Annotated in this window: 11 protein-coding genes and 1 tRNA gene; 1 reads left to right on the top strand and 11 read right to left on the bottom strand. The window is 61.1% G+C overall.

The annotated features are described in order from the left end of the window. Window positions 1–75 precede the first annotated feature (75 nt). Window positions 76–1,266: a glycosyl hydrolase family 18 protein gene (locus tag PLH32_06120; protein ID HQJ64172.1), complete on the top strand. Its 1,191-nt coding sequence runs from the start codon at window positions 76–78 to the stop codon at window positions 1,264–1,266. Between the two features lie 230 nt (window positions 1,267–1,496). Here the strand turns inward: PLH32_06120 and PLH32_06115 are convergent. From PLH32_06115 to hisD, 11 genes are all read right to left on the bottom strand, one after another. Beyond that, a tRNA-Lys gene (locus tag PLH32_06115) sits at window positions 1,497–1,569 on the bottom strand. A 125-nt stretch (window positions 1,570–1,694) separates the two neighbouring features. Further along, window positions 1,695–3,875 carry a DPP IV N-terminal domain-containing protein gene (locus tag PLH32_06110; protein ID HQJ64171.1) on the bottom strand — a complete coding sequence of 727 codons (2,181 nt, stop codon included), beginning with the start codon at window positions 3,873–3,875 and terminating at the stop codon, window positions 1,695–1,697. A gap of 23 nt (window positions 3,876–3,898) precedes the next feature. Next, complete coding sequence (locus tag PLH32_06105; protein HQJ64170.1) at window positions 3,899–5,542, bottom strand: amidase; 1,644 nt, start codon at window positions 5,540–5,542, stop codon at window positions 3,899–3,901. Between the two features lie 8 nt (window positions 5,543–5,550). Further along, window positions 5,551–8,877: a S41 family peptidase gene (locus PLH32_06100; GenBank protein HQJ64169.1), complete on the bottom strand. Its 3,327-nt coding sequence runs from the start codon at window positions 8,875–8,877 to the stop codon at window positions 5,551–5,553. A gap of 87 nt (window positions 8,878–8,964) precedes the next feature. Beyond that, window positions 8,965–9,564 carry a bifunctional phosphoribosyl-AMP cyclohydrolase/phosphoribosyl-ATP diphosphatase HisIE gene (gene hisIE, locus PLH32_06095; GenBank protein HQJ64168.1) on the bottom strand — a complete coding sequence of 200 codons (600 nt, stop codon included), beginning with the start codon at window positions 9,562–9,564 and terminating at the stop codon, window positions 8,965–8,967. Then, window positions 9,561–10,316 (bottom strand): imidazole glycerol phosphate synthase subunit HisF, encoded by a 756-nt coding sequence (gene hisF / locus PLH32_06090; protein HQJ64167.1) that lies wholly within the window; start codon window positions 10,314–10,316, stop codon window positions 9,561–9,563. Before hisF ends, hisIE begins: the two co-directional genes overlap by 4 nt. Continuing rightward, window positions 10,310–11,032, bottom strand: a complete 723-nt coding sequence (gene hisA, locus PLH32_06085; GenBank protein ID HQJ64166.1) for a 1-(5-phosphoribosyl)-5-[(5-phosphoribosylamino)methylideneamino]imidazole-4-carboxamide isomerase — start codon at window positions 11,030–11,032, stop codon at window positions 10,310–10,312. The genes hisF and hisA overlap by 7 nt, the downstream gene beginning before the upstream one ends. Next, window positions 11,029–11,610 carry an imidazole glycerol phosphate synthase subunit HisH gene (gene hisH, locus PLH32_06080; protein ID HQJ64165.1) on the bottom strand — a complete coding sequence of 194 codons (582 nt, stop codon included), beginning with the start codon at window positions 11,608–11,610 and terminating at the stop codon, window positions 11,029–11,031. Before hisH ends, hisA begins: the two co-directional genes overlap by 4 nt. Beyond that, the gene (gene hisB / locus PLH32_06075; GenBank protein ID HQJ64164.1) at window positions 11,607–12,698 is read right to left on the bottom strand and encodes a bifunctional histidinol-phosphatase/imidazoleglycerol-phosphate dehydratase HisB; all 1,092 of its coding nucleotides are present in this window, start codon (window positions 12,696–12,698) and stop codon (window positions 11,607–11,609) included. Before hisB ends, hisH begins: the two co-directional genes overlap by 4 nt. Before the next feature lie 32 nt (window positions 12,699–12,730). Further along, window positions 12,731–13,789, bottom strand: a complete 1,059-nt coding sequence (hisC, locus tag PLH32_06070; protein HQJ64163.1) for a histidinol-phosphate transaminase — start codon at window positions 13,787–13,789, stop codon at window positions 12,731–12,733. Then, window positions 13,786–15,081 carry a histidinol dehydrogenase gene (gene hisD / locus PLH32_06065; GenBank protein HQJ64162.1) on the bottom strand — a complete coding sequence of 432 codons (1,296 nt, stop codon included), beginning with the start codon at window positions 15,079–15,081 and terminating at the stop codon, window positions 13,786–13,788. The genes hisC and hisD overlap by 4 nt, the downstream gene beginning before the upstream one ends. Window positions 15,082–15,086 lie beyond the last annotated feature (5 nt).

Here is a 15,086-nt window from a genome sequence, read left to right as displayed (position 1 = left end):
AGGAGCCGCACCGTCTCTGCCAGCCCGGGATCCCTGCTCTCTGGCGCCCGCGGCCAAGTGTGAAAGTGAGGAAAAATGAAAATGATTAAATTCAGGAATTGGGCCGTTGTCCTGCTCATCACTTTGGCATCGGGGCAGGTAATGGGGCAAAAGAAAGCGGTGATCGGGTATTATCAATCCTGGCAGTGGCAAAAGTCGCCGGCTCTTCTCAGTCCACGCCATATTCCGTATGACAAACTAACGGTGATCAACTACTCATTTTTTTATCCGCTTGAGAGCGGCGAAATTGTCGGAATGGATCCGGTTGCCGATCGCTATCTGCTGACAGGGAAAAAGGAGGCGCCATCGCCGGTCATCGATACGGGCGGTTCGCTCATCGCACTAGCCAAACGCCACGGCACCAGGGTGGTGCTCTCCATCGGAGGCTGGGACAATTCCAGCAATTTCCCGCAAGTCGCTGCCGATCCCCTGAAACGCGCTAACTTTGCGCACTGGTGTGTGAAACACATCCGGCAGTATGGCTTCGACGGGATTGACGTGGACTGGGAATTTCCGGGCTATGTGCGGCATAAAGGCACATCGCAAGATCGCGAAAATTTCACTTTGTTGCTCCAGACCGTGCGGGACAGCCTGCAAACACTTGGCAAGAGAACCGGTGAACATTATCTGCTTTCTATCTCCTTGCCTGCGGCCGCCAGCCACCTGGTAGACCTGGAAGTGCAGAAAATCAGCGCCATTTCCGACTATATAAATATTATGACCTGGGACTTGTTCGGCCCGGGGGGAAAGACCAGCAACCATAACTCGGCGTTATACGGCCCATCGCAGGGTGATTCCGCCCGCTGTCTGGATGGCGCGTTCAAGCTCTATCATGTTGCGCACGGCGTGCCGGCGGATAAAATTAATCTGGGTGCTGCTTTTTACGGCCATTCTTACATGCAGTGCAACAAAATCTATGGCGAACATCAGGGCGCCGATACCAGCCTTTTTCGGGAACAGGATGGCATCCCCTATGCACAAATCGCCGAAAAGCTGGATCTGTTCGAACGGTTCTGGGATCCCAAAGCACAGGCGCCATATCTGGTCAGCGATTCACTGAAAATGCTCATCTCTCTGGATGATGAAGAATCCGTTGCGTTAAAAGCAGACTATGTTATTCAAAACAAGGCCGGCGGGCTGATTGTTTGGCCGCTGTTGGGGGATCGGCTGCCAGACGGCAAGACGCCGCTGCTCGATGCGATCTATACTCGTTTGTCCCGGAGGTGAAAGTGCTTGGTAAGTCAGCGCTTTGTGAGTTGATTATTTCTTGGAACGAACATCTGGCCGATCCTTGAAATGGGCAACCGGGCAGGATGGATCCATCACTAATCTATTCGGATATTACCAAATAACTTATCACCTGGTTCTCCAGTTGATTCCATGAATAATAACCAATCATGGATTGTAAGTCAAACAAAGAAAAAGCCCCTGATTCTGTTCGAATCAAGGGCTTTTTGTGAAGGTGGCGGGAATCGAACCCACGACCCACGGCTTAAAAGGCCGCTGCTCTACCGGCTGAGCTACACCTTCGCCTGGTGTTTTTAAAAACGGCCATTAATATATATATTTTTCGATAAATACGCAATAAAAATATCGGCATTTGTCCTTCTTAGTCCGCGCCAGCCCAGGTGGGCGCGAGAGTGTGGGGGCGGCCCTCAGGGAACCAGGCCGAAACCCTTCATCAGGAATTCATACCCCAACCGGGTGACGTGCTTGCGCTTGGGCCCTCCAATCCCATGGCGCTGGTTGGGATAGACCATCAGCGCAAAATCCTTGTCCAGGTCCTGCAGCTTGTCGATGAGCTGGAGAATATTCTGCATGTGCACATTGTCATCCATGGTCCCATGGGTGATCAGCAGCTTGCCCTTGAGCTTGTCCGCATACGTCATCACCGCACCCGCGGTATAACCGTCGGGATTTTCCTCCGGGGTGTCCATGTAGCGCTCGGTATAGATACTGTCATAGAGGCGATAGTCGGTCACCGAGTACTCCGCCAAACCGAGGGTGAAATAGTCCGCCCCGGCGGTCATGGCCATGAGGGTGGCATAGCCGCCATAGCTCCCGCCGGTGATGCCGATCCGCGTCGAGTCAACGAAGGACTGCTGCCGCAACCATTTCACCGCGGCGATGTAATCGTGGACCTCCCACTTGCCGAGATTGCGGTGCATGGCGTCCATCCCCGTTCTGCCGTTGTAACCCGAACCGCGATTATCGATGTAAAAGACGATGACGCCCTTTTGCGCCAGAAAGAGATCGTTGAGCATGGGGAAGCCGTAGCGCACGATCGGGGCACCGGGGCCGCCGTACACTTCGAAGAGGACGGGATACCTTTTGCTTTTATCGAGGCCGGGCGGCAGAATCCAGCGCGCCGGCAGATCATAGCCGTCACCGGACGGGATGGAAAAGATCGCGCTGGTGCCGAGGGCATAGTCATCCATAGCGGGCAGCTTCTGATCGCCGAGGAGCCTTACCTCCTTGCCTGCTTTATCGCATAAGAAGAGCCGCGCCGGGCGCTCCAGCGTGGCCAGATTGTCGGTGAACCAGCCGCCGCCGGGGGCGACACTGCAGGTGTGCGCTCCGGTCGCGCCGGTTAGTTTTTTCAAGCCGCCGCCGTTCAATCCTACCTTATAAAGATGCTTCTGCACCCGGTCGCCGTCGGTGCCGTGGAACCAGACGGTTTTGGACTTTTCATCGACCAGGAGGATCTCCTTCACCTGGATGGGCTCGCGGGTGACCTGCTGGATCAGGCGGCCGTCCATGGCATAATGCCAGATCTCGTCCCACTCCTTCTCCTCGCTCACCAGCAGAAAGCCGCTGTTATCCTTAAAGAAATAGATGGATTCGAAAAACTCGACCCAGGTGGGATGGCGTTTTTCATATACGAGCTTCTTCACCCCGCTTTGCGGATCTGCGCTGTAGAGAATGAGATGGTCCTGACCGCGGTTCATCCACTGGAAGAAGAGCTGGTGGCTGTCGGGCGTCCACATCGGCCAGGCGGCATAGCGGTCGCCGAAGGGATCGGTATCGATCCAGGTGGTCTGGCCGCTGGCGAGATGGACGACGCCGATGCGCACCTCGGGATTGGGATCGCCGGCCTTGGGATAACGCTGCCTCTCGACCTCGCCGTGCGGCCCATCGGCCTTGACCAGGGTGAACTCGGGCACGCGAGCATCGTCGAAACGCATGAAGGCGATCATCCTGCTGTCGGGGGACCACCAGAAGGCACGGTATTGCAGGCCCCGGCCGAGGATCTCCTCCATGTAGACCCAGGAGGCCCAGCCATTGTAGACGGTCTCCGAGCCATCGAAGGTGAGGCGCTGTTCGGCCCCGCTGGCGAGATCGATCACGTAGAGGTCATGGTCGCGGGTGAAGGCCACCTTTTTGCCATCCGGCGAAAGAATCGGGGTTTTCTCCTCCGCCTTGTCGCTGGTCAGCTGCTTCAGGCTCTTCGTCGCGGCATTGAAATACCAGAGATCGTTGTCCTTGCGGAGGATGAAATGCTGGTAATCCTCGCTGTGTTCGGTGCGAAGATCGAGTGCAAGGCCTTGGGGTAGATCCTTGCCCAGTTCCTTGAAATCGAGCCAGAGGGACGCGGCGCCGGTTTTGGCGTCCACCTTGTAGAGCGCGGCCCCGGTGCGGCCGGGCTCGGTGCGCGACTCGAGCCAACTCCCGCTGTCGAGCCATTTCTCGATGCGCGGCAGCATGGTGGTCAGACGCGGCTCGGCGCGGTTGTAAGCCTGATCGTAGGTGAGCAGTTTCTGTCCCTGTGCCGCCAGCAGCAGCGGCAGGGTCAGCAGAAAGAGAGCGAAGAAGAGCAAATAAGGACGGCGTTGCATCAAGGACCTCCTTGTTATTCGGATCAGAGCGGTGGGCGCTGGAGATGGTGGTGGGTGGCCCGCTGCCAGGCATGGGCGACGGCGATGATGCTCCCCTCATCGAAGAGCCGGCCGGTGACGGTGATGCTGGTCGGGGTGCCATCTTCGGAAAAACCGTCCGGCACCGTGATCGAGGGGTGACCGGTAAGGTTGGTCAGCAGCAGATTATCGCCCTCGTCGGAGGGGGCGAGATAGCAGTCCACGTTTTCCATGACTTTCGCCATGGCCTGGATGAGTTTATGACGGATGCGGTTGGCGTTGATATACTCGACCGCGGGGATGAAGCGCGACTGGCGGAAATCGTTCGGCCAAGCGTTTTTGATCTGGCGCACCATCAGGGAATCCCGGTTGCTGCGGGTCAGTTCGTCAAAGGCCGCGGCGGCCTCGGCGCTGAGGATGATCGCGAGGGCATTCACCGGCAGCCGGGGCAGCTCGATCGGGATGAGCCGGGCGCCGAGGGCGCTCAGCTGCGCCAGGGCGAGCGAATCGTTGCGATGAAAGGGATAGGCCCCGGCGAAATCCTTCTGCAGATAGCCGATGCGCAGCGCGGAGAGGGGTGTGCCGGAGTCATAGCAAAAGGGCACATCGTAGAGGGTCTGATCGCGGCCGTCGGGGCCGGAGATGGCGGCAAGGACGATGGCGGCGTCCTCCGCGGTACGGCAGAGGCAGCCGATTTTGTCCATGGACCAGCTCAAGGCCATCGCTCCGCTCCGGCTGACGCGTCCATAGGTCGGCCGCAGTCCGGTGACGCCGCATACCGTGGCGGGTGAGACGATCGAGCCCCAGGTCTCGGTGCCGATGGCGAAGGGCAGCAGGCCGGCCGAGACTGCGGCGCCCGAGCCGGCCGAGGAGCCGCTCGAACCCTGCTGTGGATTCCAGGGATTGCGGGTTTTGCCGCCGAACCAGACGTCACCCCAGGCGAGCTCGCCCATGGTCAGCTTGGCGGTCAGCACGGCGCCGGCCGCCTCGAGCTTGCGGATAACCGTCGCATCCTCGGGAACCCACTGTTCCCTGAAGGGCACGCTGCCCCAGGTGGTTTTATACTCGGCGGTGCTGAGCAGATCCTTCACCCCATAGGGAATGCCGTGGAGCATGCCGCGGTAGCGGCCGGCGGCGATCTCGGCATCGGCCCGGGCCGCCTCGCGCAGCGCCCGGTCGGTGGTCAGGGTGATGACGCAGTGCAGCACTGGATCATAGTACTTGAGCCGCTCGAGGTAAAAGAGCGTCAGTTCCGTGGAAGTAACCTGGCGGGTGCGCAGCAGCTCGGCCAGTTGGGGGATCGAGAGGTAGGCGAGGTCGGCCGGATCCGCCGGCTTTTTCACGGCCTTAGGGCGGGGGATCCGGCAATATGCCTTGCCGGACGGCATGATGAAGCCCTCTGGCAGCGGATTGAAGAGCAGGGCCGGCGTCACGCTGTTGGCCAGGGGAAAGGCGCGGATCTGTTCCAGGCTTTCCAGCTGCCCTTTGAGGCCGTCGAGCATCGAATCGCGCTCGGCCGGGGTGAAGGAGAGGCCCTGGAGCCGCTCCGCCGCGGCCACCATACCGGCGGTGATGGAATCCGGCGCGGCCGGCTGTGCGAAGGCGCAGCCGGCCAGCAGGAGCAGTACTGCAGCATAAACAGCTTTCATCGCCTGTCTCATTTCTTCGGATAGGCCGGGCGGGCCGGGAAGGTCCACGGCTTCTCCGCGATCTGCTTCTGCAGCACGGAGATGGCGGTCTCGAGCTGCTTGTCATGGCCGGCCATGGCCGAGGCGGGATCGTTCTCGACCAGGATATCGGGATCGGCGCCATGGTTCTCGACCAGCCATTTGCCGCTTTCGCCCCAGAAAGCGTTATTGGACTGGTTGACCGAGCCATTATCGATGGTCTTCTGGGCATTGATGATGCCTACTAATCCGCCCCAGCTCGGGACGCCGATGACCGTGCCGAGCTTGCGCGCTTTGAAATCCTCGATAAAGGCTTCGCCGTCCGATCCGTTAGCTTCGTTGGTCAGCACGGCGAGATGGGCGGTGGAGGCGCTGTTGGGATAGCGGTAGGCCTCCATGTTCTGCATGACGTTGTAAGCGGTCTGTCTGCGTTCGAGCTTGTCGATCAAAAAGTACTCGGTCCAGCCGCCACCGTTGCCGCGTACATCGATGATCAGACCCTTCTTGAACTTGAAGGCGCGCCAGTAGCGGTCGAACTGCCCGAGGTTGCCCACCCCCATGGCGGTGATGTGCATGTAGCCGATGTCGCCGTTGCTCGCCTTGAGGACCTGCTGCATATTGTCCCAGACCCAGCGCTGGTAGCGCAGGGCGTACTCGGAGCGGACCGGTTCGGTTTTGAAACTCTTTGCGCCGGCCAGACCCGGTTTGTCGTTGACGGTGAGCTGTACCTTCTGGTCTCTGGCGACCTGGAGGTATTTGTAGGGGTTCTCGGGGGCCTTGATCTCGCGGCCATCGATGGCGATCAGGTAATCGCCTTCCTTCAGGCTCACATCCGGGCGCACCAGCGGACCGGAGAGGTCGCGGTTGAGGTCGGTCGGGCCGTAGATCTTGACGAATTTGTAATAACCGCCATCGCCCGGGGCGAGATCGGCGCCCAGCAGTCCGGTGAAGGTGGTCTGTTCGGGCCGTTGCGCCGGACCGCGGTCGCCGCCGCCGACATAGGTATGCGAGACGCAGAGCTCACCGACCATCTGTGAGAGCACCCAGTTGAGATCTTCGCGCGAATTGAGCTGGGGAATGTAGGCGCGGTAGGCCTCGCCCATCTTTTTCCAGTCGCGGCCGTGCATGTTGGCATCATAGAAAAAGTCGCGGTACCAGCGCCAGGTGTCGCTGAAGATCTGGTTCCACTCCGCCTGACTCTGTACGGTATAGACCATCTTGTCGAGATCGAGCTTGTCACCGAGGTTCTTGCCGTTGAGCTTGTCGAGCGCGCCGGTATAATAGTCGTTGCGCTTTTTGATGAGGATGGTCTCGCCGTTACCCGAGATGCGCCAGTCGGAGATCTTGCTCTCGAGGACGATTTCCTGCTTGTCCTTCATGTCGTAAATGTGCAGTTCAAACTTGTCGCGGCCACCGGGATTATAGATCTCCTCGTACTCGTCCTCGCCAAAGGCATCAACCGCGGCGAAGGTGATCTTGCCTTTGCCCGCCTTGGCGTAGAAATAGTTGCCGCCCTTGACCGGGACAGTGAAGGTGCGTTCCTGGATACCGGCGAGGTCGATACGGAAGGGCTCAGCCGGCCCCTCCTTCTTCTCCTCCCGCGACCGCGAACCCTTGTCCAGCGGCGGCCGGCCACCCACATCAGGAGGCAGGCCACCGGGGCTGCGTCCGCCCATGCCCGGACGCTCCGTATCCTCAAAGGGCGGTGCCTGACCCGCTTTGAGCTGGACCACCATCACCTGTACCGGCGCGGGAATGATGTGGTTGTCCTCGAAGACGTCCATCTGGACGTCGTTGAAATTGCGATAGCTGAGATAGTAGAGATACTCGCCGTTGGCGTCAAAGGTGGGATAAAGATTGTCATAAAAATCGCCGGTGATGGCAAAGCTTTTAGCCTGTTCAAGGCTGTAGAGGTAGATCACCGAATTGCGGTTCTCCTGAACGAAGCTGTAGGCGATCCACTTGCTGTCGGGGGCCCAGGTGTAATCACTCACCTCCCAGGTGAACTCATCATTCTTGAGGCGGTTGGAAGAATCCACCTTGATCAGCTTTTTGGTGGCAATATCGAGGTACCAGAGGGTGAAGGATTTATCGCTGAAGAGGATCTTTTTGCTGTCAGGCGACCACTCGAGGTGGTAAACGGTGGTCTTGAGGTCGTCGGTGAGTCTGAGCCATTCGCCGCGGGGATTTTCCACGCTCATCATGTAGAGGGCGTATTCGCCGCTCTTGTCAGAGAAAAAGGCCACCCACTGGCCGTCCGGCGAGATCTGGGCGTAGCGCTCGCGCGAACCGGCCGTACGGGTGAGATTGATGGTCTCCTTCTTCTCGTCGGTGGGGACGATGAAGGCATCGCCGCGGGCCTCGAAAGCGACGCTCTTGCCGTCGCCAGCGATGGCCATGCTGTGGATGTACTCTTTGGGATTGATGGTGCGGTCGGCCAGCTGCCAGCGGTCGCTTGGAATCTGGATGTCGACCTTGCGGCTGGTGTTGGTCTTGCTGTCGAGCACATAGAGCCAGCCCGAGCGCATGTAGACGATCTGCTGGCCGTCGCTTGCGGCCATCTGCACATCAAAATCGTTGAAAAAGGTGACCTGGGTGACGACCTTGGTGGCGAAATCGTAGGTAAAGAGGTTGGAGATGCCGTTGTCGCCGCGGTCGGAGACGAAGTAGAGTTTGCTGCCGATCCACATGGGATAGGCGCTTTTGCCGACATAGTCGGTGAGGTCGGTGTACTCTTTGGTGGTAAAATCATAGAGCCAGAGGTCGACATACTGGCCGCCCTTGTAGCGTTTCCAGTAATACTCCTCGCGGCCCTTGGGACAGTAGGCCATTTTTTTGCCGTCGGGGGAAAAGCTGGCGAGGACGCCCTGTGGCACGGGGAGTTGCTCGGGCCACTCGCCCTCCATCGAGACGGCATAGAGTTTGGTGATCGGCCTGTAGGTATTTTCGAAGGCGGAGCGGAAAACGATCCTTTTGCCATCGGGGGTCCAGGTCAGGGCCTGGGCGCTCTGCTGCCAGGTAAGGCGTTTGGGGACCCCGCCGTCGCCGGGGATACAGTAGAGGTTGCGGGCGCCGTCATAATCGCCGGTGAAGGCGATCCAGGCACCGTCGGGCGAGATCCGCGGCGCGGTCTCGTCGCCGGGGTGGACGGTCAGACGCGTAGCCAGTCCGCCCTGGGCGCTGACCCGCCAGAGGTCGCCCTCGAAGGAGAAGACGATGAGATCGTTGCGGATATCGGGGTTGGTCATAAAGCGGCCGGGGAGGGCTGCAAATAGCAGGGCCGGCAGGAGGAAGAGCAGCAGGGCGACTCTTTTCATCATAGGGCTCCTTGGCTTGTAATGGGACTCCCCCACGAATATCATAGTATAGACGTATGGGAGGGAAAAAAGTTGCGCAGGTGACGCTCACCTGCCGGCATGACGTTTTTCCAGCACCTCGAGCACGTCATCCAGGCGCACGCCGCGTGCGGCCATAAGGACGAGGAGATGATACAGCAGGTCCGCCGTCTCCTCCTTGAGGCGAGGGAGATCCCCGGTGACGCCCTCGATGACGACCTCGGTCGCCTCCTCCCCGACCTTCTGGGCGATCTTGGGGAGGCCTCGGGCCAGGAGGCGGCAGGTATAGGAACCCTCTTGCGGCTTGCGCTGGCGTTCTCGGATGATCTCTTCCAGTTGGTGGAGAAACTCCCCATCCGCAATATTGCTCTCCGCAAAGCAGGTGTCGGCGCCGGTATGGCAGACCGGCCCGTCCGGCCGCGCTTTGATGAGCACAGTATCCTGGTCGCAGTCGGTACGAATCTCCTCGACGTGGAGGAAGTGGCCGCTGCTTTCCCCCTTGGTCCAGAGCCGGTTTTTACTGCGGCTGAAAAAAGTGACCAGACCGCTCTCGCGGGTCTTCTCAAAGGCTTCGGGATCCATAAAGCCGACCATCAGCACGCGACCGGTGCGGCTGTCCTGGATAACAGCGGGGATAAGGCCCCCGCTCTTGGCGAAATTGAGGTTCATAGTCTTACCGCGATATGGTGTTGAGCCAGATAGTGCTTGAGTTCGGGGATTGGAATCTCCCCGAAATGAAAGACCGAGGCGGCGAGGGCGGCATCGGCCTTGCCCTCCGTAAAAACCTCGAGAAAATGCTCACAGGTGCCGGCGCCGCCCGAGGCGATCACCGGAATGGGCAGGCTTTCGGAAAGAGCACGGGTGATATCTAGGGCAAAGCCGTTTTTGGTGCCGTCATGGTTCATCGAGGTCAGCAGGATCTCGCCCGCGCCGCGGCCGGCCGCCTCCCGCGCCCATGCAGCCGTATCGATCCCCGTGGGGGTTCGGCCGCCGTCGATATGGACGCTCCAGTGCCCTTTTTCGAACCGGGTATCGATGGCCAGCACCACACACTGGCTGCCGAAGCGGCTGGCGAGGCGGTCGATCAGACCCGGATTGCGCACCGCTGCCGAATTGATGGTGATCTTGTCCGCTCCGGCATCGAGGAGCAGCTCGACATCCGCTTCGCTGCGGATGCCTCCGCCGACGGTGAAGGGAATATTGACGTTGAGGGCGATGCTGCGCACCAACTCCGCGAAGGTGCCGCGTTTTTCGATGGTGGCGGTGATGTCGAGGAAAACCAGCTCGTCGGCGCCCTGCTGCGCATAGGCCGCCCCGAGGGCGACCGGGTCGCCCGCCGCACGGATATCGACGAAGCGGACCCCCTTGACGGTCTGGCCGTTGGCGACATCCAGGCAGGGAATGATGCGTTTGGTCAGCATAGCCAGGGCTCCAGTTCTGCGAAGGTCACGCGCCCTTCATAGAGCGCCTTGCCGATGATGACGCCCGCGACGCCGGCCGCCTCCAGCCGGGCGATGTCCTCGATGGCGGCGACACCGCCGCTGGCGATCAGCTGCAGATCCGGAAAGCGCTCCTTGAGCCGCACATAGGCTTCAAGTGCCGGTCCCTGCAGCATGCCGTCGCGCTCGATGTCGGTGCAGACGGCCTGGCGCACACCGCGGTCGTAAAAAAAGGCGATGAACTCTTCCAGGTTCTGCTGCGTCTTCTCCTGCCAGCCCGAAACTGCGATTCGGCCGGCGCTGAAATCAGCGCCAAGGAGGATCCGCTCTGCGCCGAAGCGCTCCAGCCACCCCAACACCGTGCCGGGGTCGCGGACGGCGATGCTCCCGGCGGTGATCATCTGCGCGCCGCAGGCGAAGGCCAGCCCGGCATCCGCCGCGGTGCGCACCCCGCCGCCGAAATCAATGGTCAGCGCGGTCGCCGTGGCGATCCGCCGCAGCACTTCGCCGTTGACAATGTGCCCGGCGCGCGCCCCGTCGAGATCCACTACATGCAGTCGCTTGACGCCGTGACGCTCGAAATCGATAGCGGTCGCCACCGGATCACTGCTGCAGAGTTGCGCGGTCGCATACTCCCCCCGGGTCAGCCGCACACACTGCCCGTCGATGAGATCGATGGCCGGAATGATGGTGATCATAGGGCGAGGAAATTCCTCAGGATGTGTTCTCCCGCCGCGCCGCTTTTTTCGGGGTGGAACTGCACGGCGTGATAATTATCCCGCTCCAGGGCGGCGCTGAAGGGGAGGATATAGTCGCAGGTTGCTGCCGTCTCGGGCGCGATTTCGGCGTAGTAGGAGTGAACGAAATAGAGACAGCTCCCCTCAGCCAGCCCGGCGAAGAGGGGACCGCGCAGGCGGGTGATGGTATTCCAGCCCATATGCGGCACCTTGCCCTGCGGAGGAAATCGCTTCACCGCCAGATCGAAGAGGCCAAGGCATGGGGTGGCGTTCTCCTCGGAGTGACGGCACATCAGCTGCAGCCCCAGGCAGATGCCCAGGAAGGGCTGGCTCAAGGCGCGAAGGACCTCATCAAGTCCGCGCTGTCGTAAAAAGGCCATCGCCGAGCCGGCCTCGCCCACGCCGGGGAATATCACTTTGTCCGCGCGGCGGATCGATTCGGGATTGTCGCTCACCTCCGGATCCAGCCCGAGGCGGTTGAGCGCCAGGCGGACCGAATGGATGTTGCCGGCGTTATATTGGACGATCACCAGCTTCACAGCACACCCTTGCTGCTCGGGATCGACCTGTCTCCGGGATCACGGCGGACGGCCTGCCGTACGGCCCGCGCCACAGCCTTGAAAATCGCCTCGATCTTGTGGTGCTCATTCTCCCCGGTTGCGGCGATGTGGAGGTTCGCCCCGGCTGCGTCGCAGAAGGATTTCCAGAAATGTTCGAAAAGCTCGGTCGGCATCTCGCCGACGCGTTCGCGGCGAAACTCGGCCTCCCATACCAGCTGCGGCCGGCCCGAAAAATCGAGCGCGACGCGGGCGAGGGACTCGTCCATCGGCAGCAGAAAGCCGTAGCGCTCCATGCCGCGCTTGTCGCCCATGGCCCGGCGCAACGTCTCGCCGAGGGTCAAGGCGACATCCTCGACCGTGTGGTGCTCATCGACCCGCAAGTCGCCGCGGGTCTGGAGTTCCATATCGCAGCCGGCGTGTTTGGCGAAAAGCTCGAGCATGTGGTCGAAAAAGCCGATCCCGGTCTGAATATGCGCCTCGCCGCGGCCGTCGAGATCGATACGGAGCGTTATCTCGGTTTCGCGGGTGCGGCGCACCCCCTCCGCCCGCCGCGGGATGCCTCTGAGATAGCGATAGACTACATCCCAGTCCGTGGTGACCAGATCGGCCGCTATCTCCAGCCCCTCTCGCATCAGGATCGCCTTGCAGCCGAGATTGCGCGCCAGCAGGACGTCGCTGATGCGGTCACCGATGACAAAAGAAGCGGCCAGATCGTAATGGCCATCCATATAACCCAACAGCATGGCGGTGCCGGGCTTGCGCGTCGGCGCCTTTTCATGTGGAAAGGTATGATCGATATGCACTGCGGCAAAGTGAATTCCCTCGCCGGCCAACGTCTTGAGGATGAAATCCTGAACCGGCCAGAAATTCTCTTCGGGAAAAGCGGCGGTGCCGAGGCCGTCCTGGTTGGTGACCATCACCAGTTCGAAATCACACTCCCTGGCGATCTTTCCAAGGGCGGTGATGGCCCCGGGGATGAACTCGAGCTTGGCAAAGGAGTCGATCTGTTCATCCGCCGGCTCGCGGATGAGCGTGCCATCGCGATCTATGAAAAGTACTTTTTTCATGCTGTTCCTTATGGTTGTGCTGCCGGTGCCATTCAGGCTGCCCCCAGCGAGCGCAGCGTCTCCACGAGCACGCGGTTTTCTTCCGGCGCGCCGACGGTGATCCGCAAACACTCCTCGCAGTGGAGCTGACTGCTGCGGTCGCGAACGATGATGCCGTGACGCATGAGCGCCGCGAAGGTTTTACGCGCGGCACGGAAACGAACCAGGAGAAAGTTGGCGTCGGAGGGAAACACCCGGATCACATCCGGGAGCTGGGCCAAAGCGGCGGCCAGCATCTCCCGCTCTGTCTTTAGCAGCGCGGCCATCTCGTTTTTGCGTCCCTCGTGCTCGAGAGCCTCCAGGGCATACCGCTGAGTATAAGCGTCGACGTTATAGGGCGGCTTGGTGTGATTCAGTAATCCGATGATGAAGGGGTGGGCGAAAAGCATCCCGAGCCGCAATCCGGCCATGCCCCAGGCTTTCGAAAAGGTCTGCAGGATCACCAGGTTAGGGTGGCGCGCTAGTGCGCCCAGCCAGGAGGCCTCCGGACAGAAATCGATATAGGCTTCATCGATGACCACCATCCCGGGGAACCCGTCGAGCACCGCCTGCACCCGTTCCGCCGCCATGAGATTGGCGCTGGGATTGTTGGGCGAGCAGAAGAAGAGCAGTTTGACCACGGCGCCGGCAGCCGCCAGCAGCGCCGACGGGTCGGGCTGAAAGTCGCGGCTCAGGGGCACCTTAAGAACGCGCACGTCATTGATCGCCGCGCTCACCGCATACATGCCGTAGGTGGGGGGCTGGACGACGGCCGCATCCTCTCCCGGGCGGCAAAAAAGGCGGAAGAGCAGGTCGATCGCCTCGTCGCTGCCATTGCCCAAAAAGATCTGCTCCGGCCGCACCCCCTTGATCCGCGCCACTTTCTCCTTGACAGCCGCCGCCAGGGGGTCGGGATAGCGATTGAAGGACGGCGCAACCACGGAACCCAGCGAGTTTTCATTGGCGTCGAGAAAAAGGTCCGCCTCTCCCTTGAACTCATCGCGGGCGCACGCGTATGGTTCGAGGCTGAGGATGTTGGGGCGGACGAGCGATTTCACCTCATCCAGCGTCATGAGGGAGTGCTCCCGGCCCGCACCCGGCGGATCGCCACAGCGTGACGATGCGCCTGCAGCCCCTCCGCCGCGGCCATGATCTCGATCGCCGGTCCGATCTCCTCGAGTCCAGCCGGCGTGATCTCCTGAAAAGTGACCTGCTTCATGAAACTCTCCAATGAGACGCCGCTCCAGGCGCGGGCATGGGCATCGGTCGGCAGGGTATGATTGGTGCCGGAGGCGTAATCCCCTGCCGATTCGGGCGTATAGGCGCCGATGAAAACCGAACCGGCGTTTTTTACCTGTCCGGCCAGCTCACCCGCCCGGGCACTTTGGAGGATCAGGTGCTCGGGCGCATAGAGGTTGGCCAGGGCCATGGCCTCTTCGAGCGATTCCACCACCACGGCCTTGCTGTGCTCGAGGGCGCGGGCGGCCAGTTCCCGCCGCGGCAGCCGGGCGAGCTGCTCATCGATCTCCACCATCACCCTCTGCAGCATGATTTCCGAGACGACCGCCAGCAAGACCTGGCTGTCGGCGCCGTGCTCGGCCTGCGAGAGCAGGTCCGCAGCAATGAAGGCGGGGTCGGCCTCCTCATCGGCGACCACGGCCACCTCCGAGGGGCCGGCCGGCATATCGATCGCCGTCCCCTCCAGGCTGACCCGCTGTTTGGCGGCGGTCACGAACTGGTTGCCGGGGCCGAAGATCTTATAGACCCTGGGGATGCTCTCGGTGCCGTAGGCCATGGCGGCGATCGCCTGCGCGCCGCCCACCTTGAAGAGCCGGCTCAGGCCGATCCGCCGCGCAGTATGCAAAATGGCGGGATGGAGCCCGCCCCGGCGATCCGGCGGACTGCAGAGAACAATCTCCTCACAGCCGGCAAGGACCGCGGGGATACCGAGCATCAGCAGGGTCGAGAAGAGCGGGGCTGTCCCTCCGGGGATATATAGGCCGACCTTCTCGATCGGCACCGGCTTGCGCCAGCACAGCACGCCGGGCCGGGTCGCGATCTTGTCGACCGGACGCTTCTGGGCAGCGTGAAAGCGGGTGATGGTTTCGGCTGCCAAAGCGATCGCTTCTTTGAGTTCCTCGGGAACCGACTGTTCCGCTGCCGTGAACTCGGCGGGCGTCACCGCGAGCGTTTCCAGCTTGATGCCATCGTATTTTTCCGTCAGCGCGAGCAGAGCCTGATCGCCGTGCGCGCGTACCGCCGCCAGCACCGGCTCGATCACCGGCTGCATGCCCTGCCAGTCCAGCACCGGACGGCGGACGATTTCGTCCCATATCGCCCGCTCGGGCCGCACATAAACCTTCATCTCGT

The organism is bacterium (assembly GCA_035419245.1).
In the GTDB taxonomy this organism is placed as follows: domain Bacteria; phylum Zhuqueibacterota; class Zhuqueibacteria; order Residuimicrobiales; family Residuimicrobiaceae; genus JAKPUX01.
Note: the sequence above shows the minus strand (reverse complement) of the source record. Positions and strands in the feature narration are given on the sequence as shown.

What these genes read in the sequence shown, in the direction of transcription:
- PLH32_06120 (HQJ64172.1), top strand. Translation starts at nt 76, where the DNA reads ATGAAAATGATTAAATTCAGGAATTGGGCCGTTGTCCTGCTCATCACT.
- PLH32_06110 (HQJ64171.1), bottom strand. Translation starts at nt 3,875, where the DNA reads ATGCAACGCCGTCCTTATTTGCTCTTCTTCGCTCTCTTTCTGCTGACC.
- PLH32_06105 (HQJ64170.1), bottom strand. Translation starts at nt 5,542, where the DNA reads ATGAAAGCTGTTTATGCTGCAGTACTGCTCCTGCTGGCCGGCTGCGCC.
- PLH32_06100 (HQJ64169.1), bottom strand. Translation starts at nt 8,877, where the DNA reads ATGAAAAGAGTCGCCCTGCTGCTCTTCCTCCTGCCGGCCCTGCTATTT.
- hisIE (HQJ64168.1), bottom strand. Translation starts at nt 9,564, where the DNA reads ATGAACCTCAATTTCGCCAAGAGCGGGGGCCTTATCCCCGCTGTTATC.
- hisF (HQJ64167.1), bottom strand. Translation starts at nt 10,316, where the DNA reads ATGCTGACCAAACGCATCATTCCCTGCCTGGATGTCGCCAACGGCCAG.
- hisA (HQJ64166.1), bottom strand. Translation starts at nt 11,032, where the DNA reads ATGATCACCATCATTCCGGCCATCGATCTCATCGACGGGCAGTGTGTG.
- hisB (HQJ64164.1), bottom strand. Translation starts at nt 12,698, where the DNA reads ATGAAAAAAGTACTTTTCATAGATCGCGATGGCACGCTCATCCGCGAG.
- hisC (HQJ64163.1), bottom strand. Translation starts at nt 13,789, where the DNA reads ATGACGCTGGATGAGGTGAAATCGCTCGTCCGCCCCAACATCCTCAGC.
- hisD (HQJ64162.1), bottom strand. Translation starts at nt 15,081, where the DNA reads ATGAAGGTTTATGTGCGGCCCGAGCGGGCGATATGGGACGAAATCGTC.